The 22,884-nt window shown below is 59.2% G+C and carries 27 protein-coding genes and 1 tRNA gene; 11 read left to right on the top strand and 17 right to left on the bottom strand.

All coding sequences use genetic code 11. The features are described 5' to 3' along the window. Positions 1–12 precede the first annotated feature (12 nt). The 3 genes from DSM110093_RS11850 to DSM110093_RS11840 all read right to left on the bottom strand — a co-directional run bounded on the left by DSM110093_RS11850 (position 13) and on the right by DSM110093_RS11840 (position 1,688). The gene (locus DSM110093_RS11850) at positions 13–471 is read right to left on the bottom strand and encodes a universal stress protein (protein WP_243265276.1); all 459 of its coding nucleotides are present in this window, start codon (positions 469–471) and stop codon (positions 13–15) included. 97 nt (positions 472–568) lie between these two features. Then, on the bottom strand, positions 569–1,447 hold the full coding sequence (locus DSM110093_RS11845) for a branched-chain amino acid aminotransferase (protein WP_243265275.1): 879 nt from the start codon (positions 1,445–1,447) through the stop codon (positions 569–571). A 10-nt stretch (positions 1,448–1,457) separates the two neighbouring features. Further along, positions 1,458–1,688 carry a hypothetical protein gene (locus tag DSM110093_RS11840; RefSeq protein ID WP_243265274.1) on the bottom strand — a complete coding sequence of 77 codons (231 nt, stop codon included), beginning with the start codon at positions 1,686–1,688 and terminating at the stop codon, positions 1,458–1,460. Between the two features lie 219 nt (positions 1,689–1,907). Here DSM110093_RS11840 and DSM110093_RS11835 point away from each other — a divergent pair, with 219 nt between their 5' ends. Continuing rightward, the gene (locus DSM110093_RS11835) at positions 1,908–2,615 is read left to right on the top strand and encodes a M48 family metallopeptidase (protein ID WP_167360276.1); all 708 of its coding nucleotides are present in this window, start codon (positions 1,908–1,910) and stop codon (positions 2,613–2,615) included. A gap of 4 nt (positions 2,616–2,619) precedes the next feature. Continuing rightward, entirely contained in the window at positions 2,620–2,976 is a 357-nt protein-coding gene (locus DSM110093_RS11830; RefSeq protein WP_243265273.1) for a YigZ family protein, read from the top strand. Here DSM110093_RS11830 and DSM110093_RS11825 read toward each other — a convergent pair. From DSM110093_RS11825 to DSM110093_RS11815, 3 genes are all read right to left on the bottom strand, one after another. Beyond that, positions 2,973–3,593, bottom strand: coding sequence for a hemolysin III family protein (locus DSM110093_RS11825; RefSeq protein WP_243265272.1), 621 nt, complete (start codon positions 3,591–3,593; stop codon positions 2,973–2,975). The two genes, DSM110093_RS11830 and DSM110093_RS11825, sit on opposite strands and share 4 nt — an antisense overlap. A gap of 70 nt (positions 3,594–3,663) precedes the next feature. Further along, positions 3,664–4,047, bottom strand: coding sequence for a hypothetical protein (locus DSM110093_RS11820; protein ID WP_093928444.1), 384 nt, complete (start codon positions 4,045–4,047; stop codon positions 3,664–3,666). 140 nt (positions 4,048–4,187) lie between these two features. Continuing rightward, positions 4,188–5,078, bottom strand: a complete 891-nt coding sequence (locus DSM110093_RS11815; protein WP_243265271.1) for a LysR family transcriptional regulator — start codon at positions 5,076–5,078, stop codon at positions 4,188–4,190. A gap of 95 nt (positions 5,079–5,173) precedes the next feature. Between DSM110093_RS11815 and DSM110093_RS11810 the strand changes: the two genes are divergently transcribed. Further along, complete coding sequence (locus DSM110093_RS11810; RefSeq protein ID WP_243265270.1) at positions 5,174–5,668, top strand: lactoylglutathione lyase family protein; 495 nt, start codon at positions 5,174–5,176, stop codon at positions 5,666–5,668. 17 nt (positions 5,669–5,685) lie between these two features. Here the strand turns inward: DSM110093_RS11810 and rimO are convergent, their stop codons facing one another. Beyond that, entirely contained in the window at positions 5,686–7,059 is a 1,374-nt protein-coding gene (gene rimO, locus DSM110093_RS11805) for a 30S ribosomal protein S12 methylthiotransferase RimO (protein WP_243265269.1), read from the bottom strand. A 62-nt stretch (positions 7,060–7,121) separates the two neighbouring features. On the opposite strand from rimO, the gene DSM110093_RS11800 reads away from it, so the two are divergent. The 5 genes from DSM110093_RS11800 to DSM110093_RS11780 all read left to right on the top strand — a co-directional run bounded on the left by DSM110093_RS11800 (position 7,122) and on the right by DSM110093_RS11780 (position 12,136). Further along, a complete protein-coding gene (locus tag DSM110093_RS11800) occupies positions 7,122–9,062 on the top strand; it encodes an AsmA family protein (protein WP_243265268.1) in 1,941 nt (646 codons plus the stop codon). Positions 9,063–9,158: 96 nt separating this feature from the next. Continuing rightward, complete coding sequence (gene trpB, locus DSM110093_RS11795) at positions 9,159–10,391, top strand: tryptophan synthase subunit beta (RefSeq protein ID WP_243265267.1); 1,233 nt, start codon at positions 9,159–9,161, stop codon at positions 10,389–10,391. 434 nt (positions 10,392–10,825) lie between these two features. Then, positions 10,826–11,092: a tryptophan synthase subunit beta gene (locus DSM110093_RS11790; RefSeq protein ID WP_243265266.1), complete on the top strand. Its 267-nt coding sequence runs from the start codon at positions 10,826–10,828 to the stop codon at positions 11,090–11,092. A 40-nt stretch (positions 11,093–11,132) separates the two neighbouring features. Beyond that, entirely contained in the window at positions 11,133–11,399 is a 267-nt protein-coding gene (locus DSM110093_RS11785; RefSeq protein WP_243265265.1) for a tryptophan synthase subunit beta, read from the top strand. A gap of 203 nt (positions 11,400–11,602) precedes the next feature. Continuing rightward, positions 11,603–12,136 carry a LuxR C-terminal-related transcriptional regulator gene (locus tag DSM110093_RS11780; protein ID WP_093928452.1) on the top strand — a complete coding sequence of 178 codons (534 nt, stop codon included), beginning with the start codon at positions 11,603–11,605 and terminating at the stop codon, positions 12,134–12,136. Positions 12,137–12,152: 16 nt separating this feature from the next. Here DSM110093_RS11780 and DSM110093_RS11775 read toward each other — a convergent pair whose 3' ends face one another. The 8 genes from DSM110093_RS11775 to trpA form a co-directional block, all read right to left on the bottom strand. Further along, positions 12,153–12,731 carry a DUF4893 domain-containing protein gene (locus tag DSM110093_RS11775; RefSeq protein WP_243265264.1) on the bottom strand — a complete coding sequence of 193 codons (579 nt, stop codon included), beginning with the start codon at positions 12,729–12,731 and terminating at the stop codon, positions 12,153–12,155. Between the two features lie 2 nt (positions 12,732–12,733). After that, positions 12,734–13,117, bottom strand: coding sequence for a DUF2237 domain-containing protein (locus DSM110093_RS11770; protein ID WP_243265263.1), 384 nt, complete (start codon positions 13,115–13,117; stop codon positions 12,734–12,736). A gap of 17 nt (positions 13,118–13,134) precedes the next feature. Continuing rightward, the gene (locus DSM110093_RS11765; RefSeq protein ID WP_243265262.1) at positions 13,135–14,310 is read right to left on the bottom strand and encodes a serine hydrolase; all 1,176 of its coding nucleotides are present in this window, start codon (positions 14,308–14,310) and stop codon (positions 13,135–13,137) included. A 90-nt stretch (positions 14,311–14,400) separates the two neighbouring features. Beyond that, the gene (gene pth, locus DSM110093_RS11760; RefSeq protein WP_243265261.1) at positions 14,401–15,108 is read right to left on the bottom strand and encodes an aminoacyl-tRNA hydrolase; all 708 of its coding nucleotides are present in this window, start codon (positions 15,106–15,108) and stop codon (positions 14,401–14,403) included. 182 nt (positions 15,109–15,290) lie between these two features. Then, the gene (locus DSM110093_RS11755) at positions 15,291–15,947 is read right to left on the bottom strand and encodes a 50S ribosomal protein L25/general stress protein Ctc (protein WP_243265260.1); all 657 of its coding nucleotides are present in this window, start codon (positions 15,945–15,947) and stop codon (positions 15,291–15,293) included. 116 nt (positions 15,948–16,063) lie between these two features. Beyond that, a complete protein-coding gene (locus tag DSM110093_RS11750; RefSeq protein WP_243265259.1) occupies positions 16,064–16,681 on the bottom strand; it encodes a hypothetical protein in 618 nt (205 codons plus the stop codon). Next, on the bottom strand, positions 16,675–17,865 hold the full coding sequence (locus DSM110093_RS11745; protein ID WP_243265258.1) for an alpha-hydroxy acid oxidase: 1,191 nt from the start codon (positions 17,863–17,865) through the stop codon (positions 16,675–16,677). The genes DSM110093_RS11750 and DSM110093_RS11745 overlap by 7 nt, the downstream gene beginning before the upstream one ends. A 136-nt stretch (positions 17,866–18,001) precedes the next feature. Continuing rightward, positions 18,002–18,793, bottom strand: a complete 792-nt coding sequence (trpA, locus tag DSM110093_RS11740; RefSeq protein WP_243265257.1) for a tryptophan synthase subunit alpha — start codon at positions 18,791–18,793, stop codon at positions 18,002–18,004. A 156-nt stretch (positions 18,794–18,949) separates the two neighbouring features. Between trpA and DSM110093_RS11735 the strand changes: the two genes are divergently transcribed. Both DSM110093_RS11735 and ychF read left to right on the top strand, forming a co-directional pair. Then, positions 18,950–19,141: a hypothetical protein gene (locus DSM110093_RS11735; RefSeq protein ID WP_067261693.1), complete on the top strand. Its 192-nt coding sequence runs from the start codon at positions 18,950–18,952 to the stop codon at positions 19,139–19,141. Positions 19,142–19,200: 59 nt separating this feature from the next. Continuing rightward, positions 19,201–20,298, top strand: coding sequence for a redox-regulated ATPase YchF (ychF, locus tag DSM110093_RS11730; protein WP_243265256.1), 1,098 nt, complete (start codon positions 19,201–19,203; stop codon positions 20,296–20,298). A 102-nt stretch (positions 20,299–20,400) separates the two neighbouring features. On the opposite strand, the gene DSM110093_RS11725 is transcribed toward ychF, so the two are convergent. Then, entirely contained in the window at positions 20,401–20,697 is a 297-nt protein-coding gene (locus DSM110093_RS11725; protein WP_243265254.1) for a hypothetical protein, read from the bottom strand. A gap of 432 nt (positions 20,698–21,129) precedes the next feature. Between DSM110093_RS11725 and DSM110093_RS11720 the strand changes: the two genes are divergently transcribed. Further along, positions 21,130–21,219: transfer RNA gene (locus tag DSM110093_RS11720), tRNA-Ser, on the top strand. A 255-nt stretch (positions 21,220–21,474) separates the two neighbouring features. Here DSM110093_RS11720 and DSM110093_RS11715 read toward each other — a convergent pair. Beyond that, positions 21,475–22,686, bottom strand: a complete 1,212-nt coding sequence (locus tag DSM110093_RS11715; RefSeq protein WP_243265253.1) for a glycosyltransferase — start codon at positions 22,684–22,686, stop codon at positions 21,475–21,477. Positions 22,687–22,884: the final 198 nt, after the last annotated feature.

Here is a 22,884-nt window from a genome sequence, read left to right as displayed (position 1 = left end):
CTACAGGAGCGTTTAGGTGATCGCTTCGAGCCGTTCCTTGCTAAGATCACCGGGCACGATGGTAATCGGCACCGGCAGATCGCCCGCGGAACGCGACAATTGCGTCACCAAAGGGCCGGGGCCTTTCTTGCGGTCGCCACTGGCGCCCAGCACCAGAACACCAATGTCTGGATCGTCAGAGAGTTGTTGAATGATCTCATCCGTCGGTTCGCCCTCGCGGATGATCAGTTCGGGATCAACACCCTGTTTGTCACGCATCCATTTGGCGAAAACCTCGAAATGCACCTCGATCCGTTCGCGGGCCTCTTCGCGCATCAGGTCGCCGACGCCGATCCAGTGGTTGAACTCCTCGGGTGGGATCACCGACAGGACGGCCACGCCGCCCCCCGTGCGGGCCGCGCGCAACGCGGCAAAGCGCATGGCATTCAGACATTCAGTGCTATCGTCCAGCACCACTAGGAATTTCCGCATCAAACCCTCCCTCTGCGCCATGCTTCGGCGCGGTACGATCATGGCGCGAGCGGGCGGCGCTGGCAATTGCTTTCGCGTGCCGCTGCCGCCCCGGCCTTTAGCTTCGCTGGCTGGCGGCCCAATCCCAATACATTTCACGCACTTGGCGCGTGACCTTATTTTGGTTCGGTCCCGTGCCATATTGCGTGTCGTCAAAGGCGCTGACGGGGGTGACCTTCATCATATTGCCCGACAGGAAGACCTCATCAGCAGCATGGAAATCGTCAAAGCTGAGGACGGTTTCATGCACCTTCATGCCGGCGTCGCGCATGTTCGACATATGCCGCGCACGGGTGATCCCGGCAAGGAACGTGCCATTGGGAATGGGGGTAAAGACCTCGCCATCCTTAACCATAAAGACATTGGCGCTGGCGCTTTCGGCGACATTGCCCATGGCATCGGCCACCAGCGCGTTGCCGAAACCTTTGGACCGAGCCTCGACCATCATGCGGGCGTTGTTGGGGTACAGGCAGCCCGCCTTGGCGTTGACGACGTTGTCCTCCAATACCGGACGGCGGAAGCGGGTGCGGGTGAGGGTGGTTGCGGCTTCGGGCGGGGCCATGGGGATCGCCTCAAGGCTGATCGCAAACCCGGTGGCGCCTTTCAGTGGCACGATGCCCAGCTCATCGCCAGCCAGCGCCCAATACATCGGACGGATATAGACCGCCTGATCGCGGGAATAGCTTTTCAGCCCCTCGCGGCACATCTCGATCATGTCCTCGGTCTCGACCGTTGGGGTGATCATCAGCGCCTTAGCAGAGCGGTTGATCCGGGCGCAATGTGCCTCCAGATCGGGGGCGAGCCCGTCAAACAGCCGCGCCCCGTCAAAGACGGTGGTGCCCAGCCATGCGCCGTGGTCCGCTGCCTTGATGGTAGGCAAATCGCCGTCGTGCCATGCGCCGTTGAAATAGGTTTTGATGTCTGTGCCGGTGGCCATGTGACGATCCTTAGGAATTGCTGCGGTATATGCCCTCGGGCAGGTTTAAGGCCGCTGTCAGATCGCGCAATTGCGCGGGGGACAGGGTGATCTTGGCCACACGATCTGTGCGCGCGTCCCATTGCTCGATCGTGATCTCCTCTGCAAAGGCAGAGACGGTCACGTCCTCGCGCAGGGGGGCGTTGGATTCGTCGATCAGGGTGATGACGGTGGCGTCGAATTCATGCTCAATGGTAAACATGAGGGCACATTAGGCTTTGTGCTCGCGAGCGCAAGACAGGCTTTTGCGGCCAAGCGCAAGACAGGCTTTGTGCTCGTGCGCGCAAGACAGACTTTGTGCGGATAAGCGCAAGGTCAGGTTCGGTGGGGCGTCAAAGCTCTGTGAACAGGGGTGGCAGCGACGACCTGTCATGATAGGTACAAGTTTGGAAAACCCGAGCGAGGACCTGTCGTGAGATTTATGAATGCCCTTGGCGCATTTGGCGTCATTGCCCTGCTTTCGGCCTGTGGCGTGGCACCTATCCAGACAGGGCCGATCCCTTCAGGCACGCCCAGCACGACGGGCTCTCAGTTGACTGCCGACGCTGCCGCACGCAGTTTTGTGCAGGTGGTCCGTACAGTTGAACCGGTGGCCGAGCGTGAGTGCCGTAACCGGACGTCGGGGATGAATTGCGATTTCAATATCGTGGTCGATGACCGCCCCGGCCAGCCCGCGAACGCCTTTCAGACGCTGGACGAAAACGGCCGTCCCATCGTTGCTTTCACCTTGGCGTTGATCGCAGATGCGCGCAACGAGGACGAGCTTGCCTTTGTTCTGGGCCATGAGACCGCGCATCACATCGCAGGCCACATTGCCCGTCAGCAGCAGAACGCCATGGCAGGCGCGGTGATCTTTGCCGGGATCGCCACGCTGAGCGGCGGCGACGCAACCGCCGTGCGCACGGCGCAGGAGTTGGGTGCAGAGGTCGGTGCACGGCGGTATTCGAAAGACTTTGAGCTAGAGGCCGACGCCCTTGGCACGATCATCACCGCGCGGGCCGGATACAACCCGCTGCGCGGGGCCGAGTTCTTTACCCGCATCCCTGATCCGGGTGATCGTTTCCTTGGCACGCATCCGCCCAACAGTTCCCGAATCGACATCGTTCGGCGCACCATGGCGGGGCTGTGACGGTTTGCGAAAGCTAGGCCAAGTGCTGAACGACCGCGGGTCGAAATACGCGGTGTCGGGCTGCCCCGCGCGCGACCGGACCGAGGTTGACGCGGCGCTGAAAGACCTCAAGCGCGACAAATCCTACGCCAAGGCCACCCATAACACTTGGGCGGTGCTGCTGTCAGACGGCGGCCCGTTGAAGGGTGATGATGGCGAGTCCGGTGCCGGAATGGTGATCGTGCGGATGCTGGAGCGCGAAGGGCTGGAGGATCATCTGATCGTGGTGACGCGCTGGTATGGCGGGAAACACCTTGGCGGCGACCGTTTTCGTCATGTCCAGACCTGCGTGCGGGCCTATCTGGGTGAACTCGCGGCCTAAAGGCTCAGCGCTATCGCGGCAAAGAAACAGGCCGTGGCGATCAACACAAAGACATGCCAAACCGCGTTTTGATAGCGCATGCCAGGGTGGGCATAGATCAGCGTACCCGCCGAATAAGTAAGGCCGCCGACCGCCACCAGCGACAGTGCGGCCCCGGGCAGATTGTGCCACATCGGATAGATCAGCAGGACGGAAAGCCAGCCCATCCCGAGGTAGAGCGCCAGTGATCCACGTGCATCAATGCGCCAGAACCAGAGCTTGGCCACTGCGCCGATCACAGCCAACGCCCAGACCACGCCGAGTATGCCGTAAGCAAAGCCCGATCCGATCACCATGACCAGCGGCGTATAGGTGCCCGCAATCTTGAAATAGATCGCCGCATGATCGACACGGCCTAAAAATGCGCGGCTGCGGTCGAAGGGCAGCAGGTGATAGACGGCAGAGGCGGTGAAAGAGGCGAGGATGCAGGCGGCGTAGATCGCCGTGGCGGTCAACTGCCCCTCTTGTCCGGCGGCATGGATCATCAGCAGGATGCTGGCGGGAATGGCGAATCCGAGGCTGAGCACATGCACGGTGCCGTCAGCTAAAGTTTCAGCGATGGAGGTCGGATAGCTCATAATGGAAAGCTAGCAGCGAAGCGCTTCGCTGCCATAGGTGACGAAGCGTAAACTGCGCCGACACGGCAAGTCAGCGCGGTTTGTTGCCGTCGATCCAACGCGACATCAGGGTCTTGTCGCGAAAACATTCCTGCGGCACGTCACGGCGTTTCAAGCGCGCGATGCGTTCGGCAAAGGCGACCTGTTTGGCCGAGGGGTAGGCGGCAAACGGCCCCTCCAGCGCCTGCGGCCTATGGGCGTCGATCCATTCCGAAACCGCTGCGCGGTCTGCTTCGATCCCATCGGGAAGGTCATCCCCGGTTCTTTTGGCAAGGGAGCGGGCGTATTGCATCTGTTTTTCGGTCGCGGGCATGCGGCGGTCGGCCTGTTTGGGCTGTGCACTGTCGCTGCCGCGCGGCGGGCGACCCTGTTGGTCAGGGTCGAAGATGCCGGGAAACTGAGGTTGAAAAGACATGTGGTCATTCCTCTGCTACTGCGTTCTACATATAGAACGGAAAGGGAACACTTTCAAGTCTCTCCGTATTTTCGCCCTTTCTTGAAGGTATATCTAGTGTTAGGGTGTTTTTGTTCCACAATATCGGCGAATTTCTTAGCCTAGTGCAACCTTGTGGCGGCCTCGGCGATGAGGTCTGCTGCCCTGCGCATTCGGGCGGGCAAGGGGCGTCTGCGACGCGAAGCGAGCCAAAGGTCATGCCAGCGCCGCTTGGGCAGCGGCAGCAGCCGAAGCTGGTCTTTCGCGGCAAAAGTCTCGACCCCGCTGCGGGGTAAGAGAGTATAGCCCAACCCCCGCGCGACCGCTGCCGGGATTTGGCCGATCTGGTTCACGTACCCCCGCAGGCGTATACGGTCGGCCCCCGGATAACTGTCGGGGAAATTCAACTGCAACAGGTCATCGGCATAGGCAAAGCCATCGGGGTGCGCGATGAAACCGCGCGCTTCGAGGTCAGTGAAACTCTCTATATCTTCCAATGCATTAACCGGCAGGATGAGGCAAAGTTCCTCCCGCCCCAAGTGCTGCGCTTCCAGCCGCGCGTGGGCGGGATCATCGGCCAGCACACCGAGATCGAACCGTCCATCCAGCAGCCCGGTGCGGATCGTGGCCTGCGGTGCGGCCTCGAGATGCAGGGTAAGGTCCGGCGCTTGGGTCATCCAATCCAGCAGCAGCGGCTGGAGCAGCATGGCGAAACTGCCGGAACAAGCGATATGCACCGCACCGCGATCAGGCAGGTCTGTGGCAATCCGTTCGCGCAGAAGTTGCTCTTCGCGGCGGCGGGCAAGGCCGGTTTCGAACAGCGCTTCGCCCGCCGGGGTCAGGGTAAAACTTTTTCCCTCCCGTGCGATCAGCGGTTGGTCCAGTTGATCCTCAAGCTTGCGCAGATGTTGCGACACGCCGGGCTGGGTCATGTTCAGCCGCTCCGCTGTGCGGGTGAAATGACCCGTTTCGCAGAGGGTAGTGAAGGTCTCAAGCCACGTGGCGTTTAGCATGGGAAACGTTTCATTATGATTTATATGAAATTTGATAATTTCATATATGGGGTGCGCCTGTCTATCTCAACCTCAACGCAAACAGGAGAACGCATATGACCACCCCCCGTACCTTTTCCCACATCGGCCTATCCGTGCCGGACCTCGACGCTGCCGTGAAGTTTTACTCGGAAGTTCTGGGCTTTTACGTCGTGATGCAGCCCACTGAAGCGGTAGAAGAAGATACAGCCATCGGCGTGATGTGCACCGATGTCTTCGGCCCCGGCTGGGGTTCGTTGCGCATCGCTCATTTGGCGACTGCGGACGGCATCGGGATCGAAATCTTTGAATTCCCCGGCAATTACGCCCCCGAGGAGAAGCTAGAGCACAAGCGCCACGGCACCTTCCATTTCGCCATCCAAGACCCGGATGTCGAAGGGTTGTTGGAGCGGATCGTCGCAGCGGGCGGCAAGCAGCGGATGCCGGTGCGGGAATATTTCCCGGGCGAGAAACCATACCGCATGGTCTATGTCGAAGACCCCTTTGGCATCGTGTTCGAGCTTTACAGCCACAGCTATGAGCTGACCTATTCGGCGGGCGCTTACGTCTAAGGCAGCCCTTGGGGGCGTTAGGTGATCTGACGTCCCCAAAGATCGTATTCGTCGGCCTCTTCGACTTCGACGGTGACGATATCGCCGACTTTGAGGTTCTGGAAATCCTCGTCGATAAAAAGGTTGCCGTCGATCTCAGGTGCGTCGGCCTTGGTGCGGCAGGTGGCGGCGTCTGCGTCGATCTCGTCGACGATCACATCCATGCGCTTGCCGACCTTGGCGGCGAGCTTGGCCTCGGAAATGGCCTGCGCCTTTTCCATGAAGCGGTCCCAGCGGTCTTGCTTGACCTCTGGCGCGACATGGTCGGGCAGGGTGTTTGATCGCGCGCCTTCAACGTTTTCGTATTGAAAGCAGCCGACACGGTCGAGCTGTGCCTCGTCCAGCCAATCGAGCAGGGTCTGGAACTCGGCCTCAGTCTCCCCCGGATAGCCGACGATGAAGGTCGAGCGCAGGGTGATGTCGGGGCAGGTGTCGCGCCATGCGGCGATCTCATCCAGCGTCTTGGACGCCGCCGCGGGCCGGGCCATGCGTTTCAGCACGTCCGGGTGGGCGTGTTGGAAGGGGATGTCGAGGTAGGGCAGCACCAGACCTTCGGCCATGAGTGGGATCAGTTTGCGCACATGGGGGTAGGGGTAGACGTAGTGCAGCCGCACCCATGCGCCCAAGCTGCCAAGATCGCGCGCCAGATCGGTGATATGCGCCCGGTGGCTGCGATCTTCGGCGTGTTTGATGTCGACCCCGTAGGCCGATGTGTCTTGGCTGATGACCAGCAGTTCCTTCACGCCATTGTCGACGAGCCGCTCGGCCTCGCGCATCACCGCATGGGCGGGGCGCGACTGAAGGCGGCCGCGCATGTCGGGGATGATGCAGAACTTGCACTTGTGGTTACAGCCCTCGGAGATCTTGAGGTAGCTATAGTGCCGCGGGGTGAGCGAGACCTGTTGCGCGGGCAGCAGATCGATGAAGGGATCGGGGCTGGGCGGCACCGCGCCATGCACCGCGTCAAGCACCTGTTCGTATTGATGCGGGCCGGTCACGGCGAGGATCTTGGGGTGGTGTTCGCGGATGTAATCCGGTTCGGCCCCCAGACAGCCGGTGACGATCACCTTACCGTTCTCGGTCAGCGCTTCGCCAATGGCGTCGAGGCTCTCGGCCTTTGCGCTGTCCAAGAACCCGCAGGTGTTCACGATCACCGCATCGGCCCCGGCGTAATCAGGCGAGACGCCATAGCCCTCGGCGCGCAACCGCGTCAGAATGCGTTCAGAATCCACCAGCGCCTTGGGGCAGCCAAGGCTGACCATGCCGATTGTGGGCTGGCCGGGGCGGGCGGGGTTGCTGATCTTCGCCTGCGGGGCGAGGTCGGGGCGCAGATTGGGTGGGTTTGTGCTCATGCATTGCGCTATAAGGCATGCAAGTGAGCGGGGAAAGAGCCGCCGGGCAGGAGGAGAGAGCCATGAGATGGATTATACGCGGTATCGGCGCGCTGTTGCTGATTGTTGTGATTATGCTGGGTGCGCTGTTCTTGCTGCCAGGCGAACGGATCGCGCGGATCGCCAGTGACCAACTCAGCCGGCTGACCGGGCGCGAGGTGTCGATCACTGGCGATGTGGGTGTAACGCTCTGGCCGGTGCTGGGGGTCACAGCAGGCGGGCTTGAGGTCGGCAATGCCGATTGGACCGACAAGGGCGCGATGCTGACGGCGGCGAATGCGGCGATTGGGGTGGATGCGGGCGCGCTGCTGCGCGGTGAGATACGCATTACCAATATCGCGGCGCAAAGTCCGGTGATCCGGTTGGAGCAACGCCTTGATGGACGTGCCAGTTGGCGATTCACCGACAGCGCCAGCGGCGCTCAGATCGAGACTGAGAGCGAGCCGACCGCCAATAGGCGGCCCCTGAGCATCCAAAAACTGACAGTGACCGATGCCACGCTGATCTATGATGCGGAAGGGGCCGATGTGCTGCGTTATGAAGGCGTCGATCTGGAGCTTGATTGGCCCGAACAAGACGGTGCGGCAGAGATTACCGCCAGCATGGCCCCAGCGGGCGCGGAGGTCGACCTGACCGCGCGAATCGAAGAGTTCGCGGATTTTCTGAACGGCGGCGTGCAGCCGCTGCGGGCCGATGTCACCACGCGCGGTGGCGAGATCGGGTTTGATGGGCGCGGGTCGCTCGACGGTGCGCTGGCTGGGGAACTGCGGGTCGACAGCGCGGATACGGCGCGGTTTTTGGCGTCCTTTGGTGCGGGCGGTGTTACGCTGCCGCAGGGCTTGGGACAGTCGGTTGACCTGCGCAGTGGGCTGACGTTGACGGCGGATCGGCGTCTTGCGCTGCGCAATATCGCGCTGGATTTAGGTGGCAACAGCCTGACCGGGCAGGCCGATCTGGCACTTAACGGCACGCCGCGCATCACCGCAAATCTGCGCACCGGGGCGCTGGACCTATCCGCACTGTCGGAAGGCGGGGCCGAAACGAACGGCACCAGCAGCCAAACGCAGGGCGACGCGTCGGTGGGTTGGTCCCGACAGGAAATCAACGCGGACTGGCTTGCCGCTTTTGACGGCGATATCGCGCTGAGCGCGGAAAGCATCGATCTGGGGCAACTCGACCTCGGCCCTACACGGGCCGTGCTGCGCAATGACCGTGCGCGGATGGTGTTCGACCTACAGGACATGAGCGCCTATGGCGGGAAGGTCGCCGGTGAGTTTGTGATGAACAACCGCAGTGGCCTGTCAGTGGGCGGTAAGCTGCAAGCTCAAGGCGTGCAGATGCGCAATCTTCTGGAAGATGCCGCCGGGGTCACGCGGTTTAGTGGGGACGGCAATGCGGAACTGTCTTTCCTCGGCTCTGGGCAATCGGTTGATGCGATCATGCGCTCGCTCAGCGGCGCGGGCACCCTGACCATGGGGCGCGGCACGATTGCGGGGATCGATCTGGACGCACTCTTGGGGTCGGTCGACGCCGAGGGCGGCAGCACGGTGTTCGATTCCATGGAAGCGACATTCGACATCGCCCAAGGGGTTCTGCGCAATGATGACCTGCTGATGCTGCTGCCAAACTTTAACGCGACCGGGGCAGGGCAGGTTAATCTGGGCGCCCGCACTCTTGATTATACGGTCACGCCCAAGGCGCTGCGCGTCAATGCGTCGCGCGGCGGGCTGGCGGTGCCGGTGCGGATCACGGGGCCATGGGCCGATCCGCAGATCAAGCCCGACCTGCGTGCCGCGATAGACCTGAACTTTGCCGAAGAGAAGCGGCAGGCCGAAGATAAAGTGCGCGAAAAGATACAGGAAGAGTTGAATATCTCACCGGATGACAGCCGCTCGACCGAAGATATCGTCAAGGATGAGTTGGAGAACGCCGTCAGGCGCGAATTGTTCAAACTCTTTGACTAGCACAAAGCTGCCCCGCTCTGTGCCACTTGCGAAACTCATGGTGGCGCAGACGGGCGGGCTGCGGTAAGGCTGGCGCGACATTCTAGGAGAGGCGCAATGGCCAACGATCTTTTCAACAGCTTCATGACCGGCCCCGACGAACAGGGTCGTTTCGGCGATTTCGGCGGGCGCTTTGTCTCGGAAACGCTGATGCCGCTCATTCTCGAGTTGGAAGAGCAATATGAGAAGGCCAAGACCGACGATAGTTTCTGGGCCGAGATGCATGATCTGTGGACCCACTACGTCGGTCGCCCCAGCCCACTTTATCACGCCGAACGGCTGACCGAACATCTGGGCGGCGCCAAGGTCTATATGAAGCGCGACGAGCTGAACCACACCGGCGCGCATAAGATCAACAACGTGCTGGGCCAGATCATTCTGGCGCGGCGCATGGGCAAGAAGCGCATCATCGCGGAAACTGGTGCGGGCCAGCACGGCGTGGCAACGGCGACGGTCTGTGCCAAGTTCGGTCTGAAATGTGTGGTCTACATGGGCGCGCATGATGTTGAACGGCAAGCGCCGAACGTCTTCCGTATGCGCCTGCTCGGGGCCGAAGTGGTGCCAGTGACGTCGGGCCGTGGCACGCTGAAAGACGCGATGAACGACGCGCTGCGTGACTGGGTAACCAATGTGCGCGACACCTTCTATTGCATCGGCACCGTGGCCGGGCCGCACCCCTATCCGGCGATGGTGCGCGATTTCCAAAGCATCATCGGCAAGGAAGTCCGCACGCAAATGGAAGAGGCCGAGGGCCGTCTGCCCGACACGCTGATCGCCGCGATCGGTGGTGGGTCGAACGCGATGGGCCTTTTCTACCCCTTCCTTGACGATAAGTCGGTGAACATCATCGGCGTCGAAGCAGGCGGGAAGGGCGTGAACGACAAGATGGAGCATTGCGCCTCCCTCACCGGGGGCCGCCCCGGCGTGCTGCATGGCAACCGAACCTATCTGTTGCAGGACGACGATGGGCAGATCCTCGAAGGCTTCTCAATCTCAGCGGGGCTGGACTATCCGGGCATCGGGCCAGAGCATTCATGGCTGCACGACATTGGTCGCGCCAAATACGTCTCGATCACCGACCGTGAGGCGCTGGAGGCGTTCCAGCTGTGCTGTTCCCTCGAAGGCATTATCCCGGCGTTGGAGCCCAGCCACGCGCTGGCCCATGTGATGAAGATCGCGCCGGAACTGCCGAAAGACCACCTGCTGGTGATGAACATGTGTGGCCGGGGCGACAAAGATATCTTTACCGTCGCCCGCGCGTTGGATTTCGACATGGGTGAATTCGCCTAAACCCGATGCGAATCTTAGTGGAATTTGACGGGCCTGCGTGAAAACGCGGGCCCGTTTTTCGTGGGTCGAAGCCAATCGCGCAATTTTCGCATAAACTTTGCGCAGGGGGTGAAGTTCTTTGCCTAAAAGGAGCGAAAAAACTTTCACATAGAGGAAAGACCCGCTAGCCTTCGCCTACAGCCCCCACGCCTGCTCGCGAAACTCGGTTTCGCCCATGCAGGCTTGACGCTAAGGCATCTTCCCCTCGTTTTTCGCTCTGTCATGGCTCCGTAAACCAAAGTTTATGGCGCTCTTACAGGGGTTTAAATTGGGTGATTTAAACCCGAGGCAGATAGCCAATCCCCCCTCGAATGCCCTTTTCCCTGTCATCCCAACGACGCCGCGTCACTGATGACCGGCTCACAACCCACCCCGGGAATGAAAAGGAACACGATATGAAAACCGCATTCGCAACCGCCGCCCTTATCCTAGCCACAACAGGCACCGCTGCTTTCGCTCAGGGCATGGAAGGCCAGCGTATTGGCTACAACGATCAGGCCAACGATGGCGTTTCCTACTCCAGCCGCAGCGAAGCCGTGGATGAGAGCAAACTCGAAAATTTCAAAAGCGGCAACCTGCGCGCCGAAGACTTGTCTGATGTGACAATCACCGTCTTCCCAACCGCTCAGAGCGACGCTTCCGTGAACCGTTTCCCGCGCTAATTGCGGGCACCATTCACTTACTTCCCCAAAAGGACACGACATGAAAAAGACACTCGCAACAACCGCCCTTATCCTTGCTACAGCAGGCTCTGCCGCTTCCGCTCAGGGCATGGAAGGTCAGCGTATCGGCTACAATGATCAAACCAATGACGGCGTTTCCTACTCCAGCCGGAGCGAAGCCGTAGATGCGTCCAAACTGGACAATTTCGAAAGCGGCAACCTGCGCGCTGAAGACCTGTCTGATGTGACAATCACCGTCTTCCCAACCGCTCAGAGCGACGCTTCCGTGGACCGCTTCCCACATTGAACGTGGCCTGCTGCCTGATAAGGCACTGCGCTACAACACTCTTTCGGCCAGAGAACTGGCCCCAGAGCTGGCTTTGAGACCCTGCACCTGCCCTTCGGGGCGGGTGCCAAATCACTAAGGGTTGATCACGGCGCATGGCCGCCATCCCTTGCACTTCGGTGGGCCGCGGTTAAATACGGCGGATACCAAGGCAAGGCTTCACCATGAATAATAAGAAAAAGATCGCTCTGTGGGTCATCGCCGCTTTGCAGTTTAACGCGACCGTCTATTTCGTGCTGGTTTTTGCGCTGGAAGGTCGGGGCGTCACGCTTTTTGGCATACCGCTTGCTGATATTGGCCCCAACAAAGGCGTTCAGGTTTTGGGACTGATCCTTGGCGTTGTGCTGGGGTGGATGGCGCTGCGCATGAGCCTTCAGCGTGCCGAGCGGGCGGAAACGGCCCTGCGCCATTGTGCGGTGGAATTCGCCGATGTGCTCGAAGAACATTTTCGCGAATGGCACCTTACCCCAGCCGAGCGGGATGTGGCGATCTTTCTGACCAAGGGTCTGAATACACGTGATATTGCAGAGATGCGCGGCACCTCTGAAGGCACCGTAAAAGCGCAGACCAATGCGATCTACCGCAAGGCAGGGGTCACCGGGCGAACCCAACTTTTGAGCACTTTCATCGAAGACCTGATGGACGATTCTCTGATGCCCCGGCCCAAGTCCAAGCTACAGCTTTGCCACGCGGCCTGACAGCGGCGTGGCGCCTTTAGCGCGTCAATTCCAGAATATCGAAATCGCTTTCCACCGCTGGTGATGGAAACATCAGCCGGGCCCGTGTCGGGCTGATCCGCTGGAACACCGCGACATCGCTTTGCACCTTACCATCCGATGTGAAATCTTCGGGCAGGTCGGCATAGTCGGGCGCTGTTTCACCATTCACATAGCCCACGCCAGCATAAACTGCGCGGCCATCGCGTAGGGTAATCTCCCCGCGGGTCAGCTGCGATCCCGTCAGCTTTTCAAAGGCGAAACCGCGGTCGGTCGCCGTAAATCGGCATTTGAACGGGGAATAGGCAACAAGTGGGCTGATCCCGCCAAGCTTGATCGTGCGGCAGGACCATTCCCCCTGCAAATCGGCGGAAAAGGCGACCTGTGGTTGCCCGGAGAGCGCGCGTGTCAGGGTCGCCACGTCCCCCGCTTCGCCCCCCGCCAAGCCCTGCATCACGGCATCGCCAAAGGCGGCGTCGAAATTGTCCAGCCGGGCGCTATCGGCGGGGCGGAGCGTGGTTTCCGCCCATGCTGAGACAGGCAACAGCAGCAGGAGGGGCAGGAGGCACAGGCGCATGTTTACCCCTCGCTCTGGTCGATGGCATGGTCGCGCAGTACCTCCAGCGGCACGATATCGAGCGCGCGTAGATGTGTGGCGGCCAAGTGGACCTGCGGCGCGCAGCCCTCATCAGCGGCCTGCAAAAAACGCGCAGCACAAAGGCACCAAGGATCGCCGGGCTTCAACCCGGCAAAGCCAAATTCGGGGCGCGAGGTGCTGAGGTCATTGCCGACGTATTTGGAATAGGCCAGAAACTCTGCCGTCATCACTGCGCAGACCGTGTGGCTGCCTTGGTCCTGTTCGCAGGTGTTGCAATGCCCATCGCGGAAGAAACCCGTCACCGGGTCGGTTCCGCAGATCACAAGCGGCTGGTTCAGAACGTTGATTCTGCTGTCAGGTATCATGGTTTTCCTTACTCGGCCTATGTGCCGTCCGAGACTGAGACCGCGATCTCGCGGAAAATCTCGACATTCTTGTCTGCAACCCCGGCCTCGCGGAATTTACGGTCGGCGGCGTTGGTGGCGATGACCACATTACGGGCAGTGTCGACATAGATGTACTGCCCATAGATGCCGCGCGCCATATATTCGCCCTCTGCCGCGCCCACGGGGATCCACCATTGGTAGCCATATCCGATCTGTCCGTCTGCGGTGGGGGCGGTGGGGCTGGTTGATGCTGTTACCCAATCTTCGGGCACGACCTGTGTGCCATTCCATTCACCACCTTGGGCAAACATCAGGCCAAAGCGGGCATAGTCGCGTGTGGTCATGTTCAAGCCCCCCAGCACAAAAGCGGTGCCTGAGCCATCAACGATGTAATAGGGCGCATGTTCCAGGCCCAAGGGCGCGATGACCTTTTCGCTCAACAACTCCGGCACGCTGCGTCCGGTGGCTCCGCGCACCACCATGCCGATGACATGGGTGTCGATCGAGACATACTGCCACTGGCTGCCCGGCTGGGCGAAAGTCTCGGTCAGTTGGGCAGTGAAGTCATCCAGCCTGCCGCCCAAGGCCACGACCCGGCCCATGCGGTTGATGTCTGAATCGTAGTCGAGATAGTCTTCGTCGAAGGTCACGCCGCTGGCCATATGCAGCACGTTGCGCAGGCTCGCCCCGTCATAGGCGCTGCCCTTGAGATTGGGCGCGTATTTCGTGACCGGATCATCAAGGGATGCAATCTGTCCCTCCTCCAGCAAGACGCCCACCAGAGCCGAGAGATAGCTTTTCGCCACTGACCAGCTGATCCGGCGGTCTTCGGGGCCGGTGCCTTTGAAGTAGTTCTCATAGGCGATCGCGCCGTCTTTTAGCACCACAAGTGCGGTCACGTCGCGGGCTGCGATCCAGTCGTCGACGGCATCGGGCAGTTCGGTCTCAGGGCCGTAGGCAAGTTCGCTGGTCAGCCCGTCCCCGCGCGAAATCGGGGCAGAAAGAAACGCGCCGTCCATATGGCTGAAGTTGTGCACGATCTTCTCTTCGGAGAAGAGAGAGTTCACCGCCAGAAGCCGTTCAATCTCTTCGCGCTTCCAAAGTCCGATGACCACTGCCGCAACCAAAAGCGCGAGCAAGACCCGGCCAAGCCATTTTCCGAATGTACGCATGATGTCCCCCCTGTTCAGTTTCAGTGAACCACGGCGCAGGGGCGGGGGCCAGCCCGACATTGCGTCAGGCTGGGCGTCAGGCTGGGCCGCTCAGCGAAAGCGGTCCATCAGCTTTTGCAGCGGCGATTGGGCCTCTGCCTCTGGTTCGGGTGTTGCAGGTTTGGCGGAAGCGGCTTGAGGCTTTGCCTCGGCAGGTTTTTGCGGACCCTTGCTGCCGGTGCCTGAGCGCGGCGGGGCCACGCGCAGGGCCACGGCATTCATAAAGCGCCCCGTGTCACCCCGAACCAGATCAGCAGCGCCGTCTGAAATCCCCCGCAGCACATCATCAAGCCAACCCTCGTCTGCTTTGGGGAAGTCGCGCAGGACATAGCCCGCCACCGCATCCTTATGGCCGGGGTGGCCGATGCCCATGCGTACGCGGTCATAGTCCGCGCCGATATGCGCATGGATAGAGCGCAGGCCGTTGTGGCCCGCATGGCCACCGCTAGTTTTGCATTTAACTTTGCCGGGGGCGAGGTCCAATTCGTCATGGAAAACAATCACATCGCCCGCATCGATTTTGTAGAACTTCATCGCTGCCTGCACCGATTGGCCGGAGTTGTTCATAAAGGTCTCGGGCTTAAGCAGCGCCGCCCGGTCAGAGCCAAAGCGCCCCTCGCTGACACTGCCCTGAAACTTGCCTTTCCATGCGGCAAAGCCGTGGACATCCGCGATACGGTCCAGCGCCATGAAGCCGATATTGTGGCGGTTGCGGGCGTATTTCGCACCCGGATTGCCGAGGCCGACGATCAGTTTCATGGGCGGGGTCTCCTGTGGTTTCGCGGCAGTTTAACAAGCGGGGCAGGGGGATGGAATGGCCTGCTGTGTGCCGGGCTTTTTCGAAAATTCCGCGGTGATTTCTTTTGAAAAAAATCACCCCTTAAACGCAAAACGGGGCCGCGTGATGCGACCCCGTTCCAGCATTGCCTAGCGGCTGATGCTTATTCTTCACCGTCGGGCGGACCCATTTCGGTTGTTGGCACTTCGTCTGCCGCAGTTTCGTCCTCGTCGTCATCCGACGCGGACAGACCGGCAGGAGCCGAAATCGTGGCGACAACAAAGTCGCGATCGATTGTGGGCTTGGCGCCTTCGGGCAGGTCAACACGGCTGATGGTTGCGCTGTCGCCGATTTCGAGACCGGTGATGTCCACGGTCACATACTCGGGGATGTCTGCCGCTGTAACGACCAGTTCAACTTCCGGACGAACCAGAGTGAGCACGCCACCCTTTTTCAGGCCGGGGCATTCTTCTTCGCCTTTGACTTCGACGTTGATGAACAGGTTGATCTTGGTTGTCCGCTTCAGGCGCATCAGGTCGATGTGCGTGGGCAGGTCTTTGACAACGTGGCGCTGAACGTCGCGGCAGATCACACGAACGTCGTCGTGGCCTTCAACCTTAAGGTTGAACAGGGTCGCTTTAAAGCGGCCTGCGCGCAGCTTGGTCAGCAGCTTGTTGAAAGGGATATTGATCGGCAGCGGGTCGTTGTCGCCACCAAATACGATACCAGGAACCATGCCGTCACGACGTGCTTGACGAGCGGCGCCCTTGCCTGTCCCCGTACGTACCTGGGCTTCAAGATCAGGAATCTCTCCGGCCATTTTAGTCTCCAATTGATTAGGGCGGGAATCCTCCAAGGCTGTATTCCCGCGTGAAGCCGCGCGTATAGACCGGTTTTGCTTGGCTGGAAAGGGCAAAAGGGCAGGGGGCCCTGCTATTACTGCGGCGTTAGCAGATAACCATCAGCGGCCAGGAGCCGATCATAGAGCGCAAATTCCTGCGACCGGGCGGCGCGCAGTTGTGCTTCGACAGCAGCGGAAAGCGGTGCGGGCAGATCGGGAGAGACGTTTTTGGATTTGAATGCTATTTCACGCTCCAAGCGATTTTTTAGAAAATCGCGAAAGGCGGGTTGGCTTTCATAGGCAAAGAGATGGTGCACCAGCAGCGCACCCTGGCCGGAGGTCAGAAAGGAAAACTGGCTGCCGATCTGCGCGCGCGGCGGTGGCGCGTCAGAAATTACCTCAAGCACGAATTGCTCAAACGTGAGCCCCTTGGTGCTGAGCTTTGTACCATCAAGGCGCGGCTGGCTGCGATAGCGATACCAACTGCGGATTTGCGCAACCGGATTGCGCATCACCGCCAGCGGTTCGGGCGAGGCCGAGAAGGTATCTTGCAAAAACGGCAGCACGCGCTTTCTGTAGCGCTGCGCAGTCAAGTGTTTACGATTGCGCGAAAAAACAATTTCCGCTGCCGGTTTTAACGCCATTTCCACGGCGGTGGTCCCGGTTTTCGGTGTGGCGAGAAAGGTCAGTTCGCGGCTGAGAAAGATCAGCATTTGGCCGGATCACGCGGCCATTCCTGCCAATCGCCGCCAAAGTTCCGTGGGATCAACAGGTTATGGCGTCCAAGGTTGGCGACCTGTGTCTCACCGCATAGCGCCATGGTTAGGTCCAACTCGCGGTGGATCACCTCAAGCGCCCGTGTGACACCCGGTTGCCCCATCGCGCCCAGCCCATAGATGAACGCGCGTCCGATGTAGGTGCCTTTTGCGCCCATCGCCATGGCTTTGAGCACGTCCTGACCCGACCGGATCCCGCCATCGAGGTGCACTTCGATCTGATCGCCCACCGCGTCGAGGATTTCGGGCAGCATGCGGATCGAACTTAGCGCACCATCCAACTGTCGCCCGCCGTGGTTGGAGACGATAATCGCATCCGCTCCGACCTTCAGCGCCATCCGCGCGTCCTCCGCATCCAAGATGCCTTTGAGGATCACTTTGCCGCCCCATTTCTCTTTTATCTTGGCGATCTTGTCCCAATCAAGGGCGGGGTCAAACTGCTCTGCCGTCCATGCGCCCAGATCGGCGTTGTCGGTTACACCGTGGACGTGGCCTACGATATTGCCAAAATGCCGCCGCTTGGCGCTAAGCATCTCAATTCCCCAGCCCCATTTGGTGGCAAGGTTGGCGATAGTCTTAGCCGTTAGTTTGGGCGGGGCCGACAGGCCGTTTTTCAGGTCTTTATGCCGCTGGCCAAGGATTTGCAGATCAAGCGTGATGACCAAGGCCGAGCATTTCGCATCCTTAGCGCGCTGGATCAGACGGCTGACATAATCCTGATCGCGCATGGTATAGAGTTGAAACCAAAAGGGTTTTGTCGTCGCTTCGGCCACGTCTTCGATGGAGTTGATTGACATGGTCGACAGGGTAAAAGGCACGCCAAAGGCCTCTGCCGCGCGGGCGGCCTTGATCTCCCCATCCGCGCATTGCATGCCCGTTAGACCCACGGGGGCGAGCGCCACGGGCATGGCGACATCTTCGCCGACCATCTGCGTTGCTGTGCTGCGGCCCGACATATCAACCGCCACGCGTTGACGCAGGCGGATTTGGTCAAAGTCGCTGCTGTTCTCGCGGAAGGTCTGCTCTGTCCAGCTGCCCGATTCCGCGTAATCATAGAACATCTGCGGCACGCGCCGTTTGTATATACGTTTCAGATCGTCGATGCTGGTGATGACGGGCATGGGCCACCTTTGCTGAATGAGTTAACTTTTGGTAGCAACTGGCGGGGGACTTGGCAATTGTGAACGGCATAACAACAATGCCCGCGCGGCCAATCAGGCGGCGCGGGCTTTGGATGCTGTCTTTGGCGTCAGGTTCTTATGCTGAATGCGCCCCGTCGGCGAGGGTTTTGACGAAGGCCAAAACATCCTCAGGGCTGTCACTGTTAGCAATGCGGTTCACGATGGCCGAGCCGATCACCACACCGTCGGCCACCTCCGCGATGGCGCGGGCTTTTTCGGGGGTGTTCACGCCAAAACCCACGATCACGGGCAGTCCACTGGCCTTTTGGATGCGCGACACTTCGGGCGAAACATCGGCGGCATTCGCCTCGGCCGAGCCGGTGATGCCGGTGATCGAGACGTAGTAGACAAAGCCAGAGGTGTTTTGCACCACGCGGGGCAGGCGTTTGTCATCGGTTGTAGGCGTGGCAAGGCGGATGAAGTTCAGGCCAGCATCCTGTGCGGGCAGGCACAGTTCGATGTCTTCCTCGGGCGGCAGGTCAACCACGATCAACCCGTCGATCCCGGCGTCTTTGGCTTCGGTTAGGAATTTCTCAACACCCATGGAATAGATCGGGTTGTAATAGCCCATCAGCACGATCGGCGTCGTGTCGTCATTCTTGCGGAAGGCGCGGACCATTTCCAGCGTGCGGTTCAGGGTCATCCCCGCTTCGAGGGCGCGTTGACCGGCAAGCTGGATCGTGGGGCCGTCGGCCATTGGATCGGTGAAAGGCAGGCCAAGTTCGATGATATCCACCCCGGCGGCAGGCAGGCCGCGCACGATCTCAAGGGAGCGGTCGAAATCCGGGTCGCCGGCCATCACATAGGACACAAACGCCTTTTTGCCGCGGGCGCGGAGGTCTTCGAATTTGGCGTCGATACGGGTCATGCTTCTGGCCTTTGTTGGTGCTTTCCTCGGCAATGCCGAATGTGGCGGTGAAAATCAATCCGTAGAGAGGGTGGGACATGGCAAATTTCGCCTATTCATGCTTAGGCTGCGTCTTTCACCCTTCCATTTGGCAAAGCTGCGCCTATCTCATATCCCATGAATTATGTGCTCGCCCTCTTTCTGCCGCCGCTGTCGATCCTGCTGATCGGACGGCCGATACTATCTATCGTCGTGTTCCTGATCTGGCTGCCCGCGATCATCTTTTCTGGCGGGCTGACACATCCGATGTTTATCCTGCTGGCTTGGATCTTGATCTATCAGGCGCATCAGGACCGACGCGCGCGCTGAGCCTTGCGCTTTGCGGTCCTTACCCCTAACACACGCGCAGCTTTTATAGGGGTATCGTCATGGGTTTCAAAATGGGCATCGTCGGTCTGCCGAACGTCGGCAAATCGACCCTTTTCAACGCGCTGACCCGCACCGCAGCGGCGCAAGCGGCGAATTTTCCGTTCTGTACCATCGAGCCCAATGTCGGCGAGGTGGCCGTGCCCGACGCGCGGCTCGACAAGTTGGCCGAGATCGCGGCATCAAAAAGCATCATTCCCACGCGCATGACCTTTGTTGATATCGCCGGTTTGGTCAAAGGCGCCTCGAAAGGGGAGGGATTGGGGAACCAGTTCCTTGCCAATATTCGCGAAGTTGATGCCATCGCCCATGTGCTGCGCTGCTTTGAAGACGGAGATGTAACTCACGTCGAAGGCCGCGTAGACCCGGTGGCAGATGCCGAAACCATCGACACCGAGTTGATGCTGGCGGATATTGAGAGCATCGAGAAACGCCTCCAGAACATCGTGCGCAAGGTGCGTGGCGGTGACAAGGAGGCGGTGCAGCAAGAACGCCTGATGCGTATGGCGCTCGAAGCGCTTGAAGCGGGCAACCCCGCGCGCGTGGTTGAGGTGGACGAAGATGACACCAAAGCATGGCGGATGCTGCAACTGTTGACCACGAAACCGGTACTTTACGTCTGCAACGTAGGCGAGGCGGAAGCCGCAGAAGGCAACGCGCATTCTGCGAAAGTTGCCGAAATGGCCGCAGCGCAGGGCAATTCACATGTCGTAATTTCGGCCCAAATCGAAGAAGAGATCAGCCAGCTAGAGGCCGAAGAGGCCGATATGTTCCTCGAAGAGATGGGGCTGAAAGAGGCCGGTCTCGATCGTTTGATCCGTGCGGGCTATGAACTGCTGCATCTCGAGACCTACTTCACCGTCGGCCCCAAGGAAGCGCGCGCTTGGACGATCAAATCCGGCACTTCTGCTCCGAAGGCCGCCGGTGTGATTCACGGAGATTTCGAAAAGGGATTCATCCGGGCCGAAACCATCGCCTATGATGATTTTGTAAGCCTTGGCGGCGAAGGCCCGGCCAAGGAGGCTGGCAAGATGCGTGCTGAAGGTAAGAGCTATATCGTCAAGGATGGCGACGTGCTGCACTTCCTTTTCAACACCTAATAGGTGATCTGCGGCGTGGCTTGATCGCGCCGTTCAGTTGACTGGAAAACAAAAAGCCCGACAGCTTGCGCTGCCGGGTTTTTCAATTGGAACGTCTTCAGCTTATTTGCTGTCGTTGCCCGGACCGAACCCGCCATAGGGGTAACCTTCGCCGGGGCTGCTCATTGCATTACGGCTGCTCATAACAGTGTCATCGTTTTTCGCGTTGTCGGCGGTGTTCAGCATGATGTCGTTGGCTTTGGTCGACTCGTCTGCATCTTGCATGCGGTCGCTGTTGCCATACACTTCGCCCGCATCATTGGAGGTATCCAAGAAGATGTCGTTGTAGCGAGTGGAGTTATCTGCAACGGCTGCGGTGGAGATCAAAGCGGCGGCGGCTGTTGTTAGGATAAGTTTCATAATGTGTTCCTTCAGGTTTCTCTAAGATCGCGTCATTGCGATGTCATCGTTTGTGGTGAAGTAACGGCGCCCGGAGCGAGAAAGTTTCGGCACTGCGGCAAGTTTGCTCCCATCCGAGGGGAATTATGGGGAGGGAACGTCAGGCGGTGTTGAATTTATTGTTTATTCACAACGCCTTGTTTTCAGGCTCTCATGCTTTCACAAGTCATTCACGCTCCCGTGTGGCATGCTACAGAGGGTGCATAGAAGGAAAGAAACGGCGAGTTGATGGAGAGACGATTGCGTTACTCCTGTGGTGCAACGCTCGATTTTTTAGGGATAGGCGTTCGCAAGCCGCGACTCTCTGGCCAGACGAAATTAGATGCAGAAAATGCAGATTTTATGGCCAATTTCGCCTTGTCACTCGGGCGCGACCTCTCTAAACGGGTCGACGGAGATGTGGCCGAGTGGTCGAAGGCGCTCCCCTGCTAAGGGAGTAGGCCCGGAAGGGTCTCGAGGGTTCGAATCCCTTCGTCTCCGCCACTGGGCTTTAAACCGCCATCATTATTCCCCTGTTGGTCCTTCACGCGTCCTAGGTCATTCCCTTAACATCAGGGATGTCATTGCGCTTGACGTGGATACGCATTGCAATCCACGATAACGTGGGGTGGTAGCCACGAGTTGAAAAAGTCCGGCCATTGATCCATATGCGCTTTGCCGCAGCGCCTATGTCTACAGATGAACGTGCCCCCCCCAGCGTCTTGCTGCTTTCCCATCCTTCCGCGGTTCTTCCACAACTCATAGATACCGACGAATAAGCTCACTGCGGTGCTCAAAGACCGTTTCATCGTCATAGGTTAACCCAGCCACAGCCGCTTCTCTGGCCAACTGGGATAGTTTCTGTCGATCATCATTGAGGGTCATTATGTTTCTAGTTAACTCCGCTGTATCCCCCAAACCAGACAATACGCCGCCGCCTTTGGCTGAAATGAGATCGCGCGCAAAAGCCCCCTCATAACCAACAATTGGTGCGGCTGAGGCCAGCGCCTCGATCAAGCAGCGGGGTGATTCAGGCGTTTTGTGGCAGAACATAGCGATATGAGCATCGCGCAAGCATTTCAGCACTTCGGAACGATCGTCTGTGAAGCCGGGCAGTTTGACGCGGTCCTGCAAGCCCGCTTCGGTGACCTGAGCACGCATCGCTGCCAGATCGGGGCCATCACCAAGCCAGCTTGCCTGAAAATCCACGCCCGCAGCGGCGAGGTTCTTTATGACTGTGATCCAGTCCATCGACCCTTTCATGGCATCAGCCCGGCCGACATAAGCGATCTTGAGAGGGTCTTTCACTATCGAGTCCAGCTTTTCATCTAAACCTTGGGCATCAATGTGATCAGATTTGGGTATATGAATGTCGTGAACAATCTGCGGGTTGTGGCAATAGGGGGCGTAGGTGTCATAGGTCTCTTTGCCATGGAACAGCCCCAACGAAGATCGCCGAATAAGATGCTTTTCCAAGGCGAACATCGGACGGTGGGTCGCGCGCGCACGCAACCGCTGGCGCCAGTTTCCAACATGAGCAGTGCGGCGGACCACTTCCGATTCCACCCGGTCCGTCCAGATAGCATATGGCTTGCCCATCTTATGGGCGAGGTGGCATGATACCGACCCCCAATCGCCGAACAGCCCACCGATGGAGAGGGAAAGATAATCTGCCTTTTTGATCTGCTTTTGGATAAGGCGGGACGTGGATGGAAGATGCTGGAAAAACTTATCGGGTCGATAGGCGGTGGGAAGGGGAATAACGTTAATACGCTCTAAATTAGGACCAACCGCGCTTATGGGGCGCCAACTGGGGGGTGCCACCCCGGTTAGCACGGGCATCATGACCGATACGGTCTCAAAATTTTCCGCCCATAATCGCAGGCCGTTGCAGGCTTGATCTTCCTGCAGAAAACCTTCGGCAGAGGCGTAGAGGGGAACCGGTGCATAAATAAGCAGGTTCTCTGGCATAGGCTGTTTTTATCCTTGGTCGTAATAATAGGGTCGTGAAAGTGCGGGCTTTAAAAAGCCTGATGATCTAAAATGTGGGGGTGAAAATAACTCTGGTATCTTGGCATCATCGTCTAACGCTGTCCAGATAGCGTAGCGTTGTTTGGTCTCAGCCAACTGTCACACTCTTGCCTTGGCGATAAACTTACCAGTGTTTGC

The sequence above is a fragment of the Sulfitobacter sp. DSM 110093 genome (genome assembly GCF_022788715.1).
Taxonomy (GTDB): Bacteria; Pseudomonadota; Alphaproteobacteria; order Rhodobacterales; family Rhodobacteraceae; genus Sulfitobacter.
This window is presented reverse-complemented; position numbering and strand designations above follow the sequence as displayed.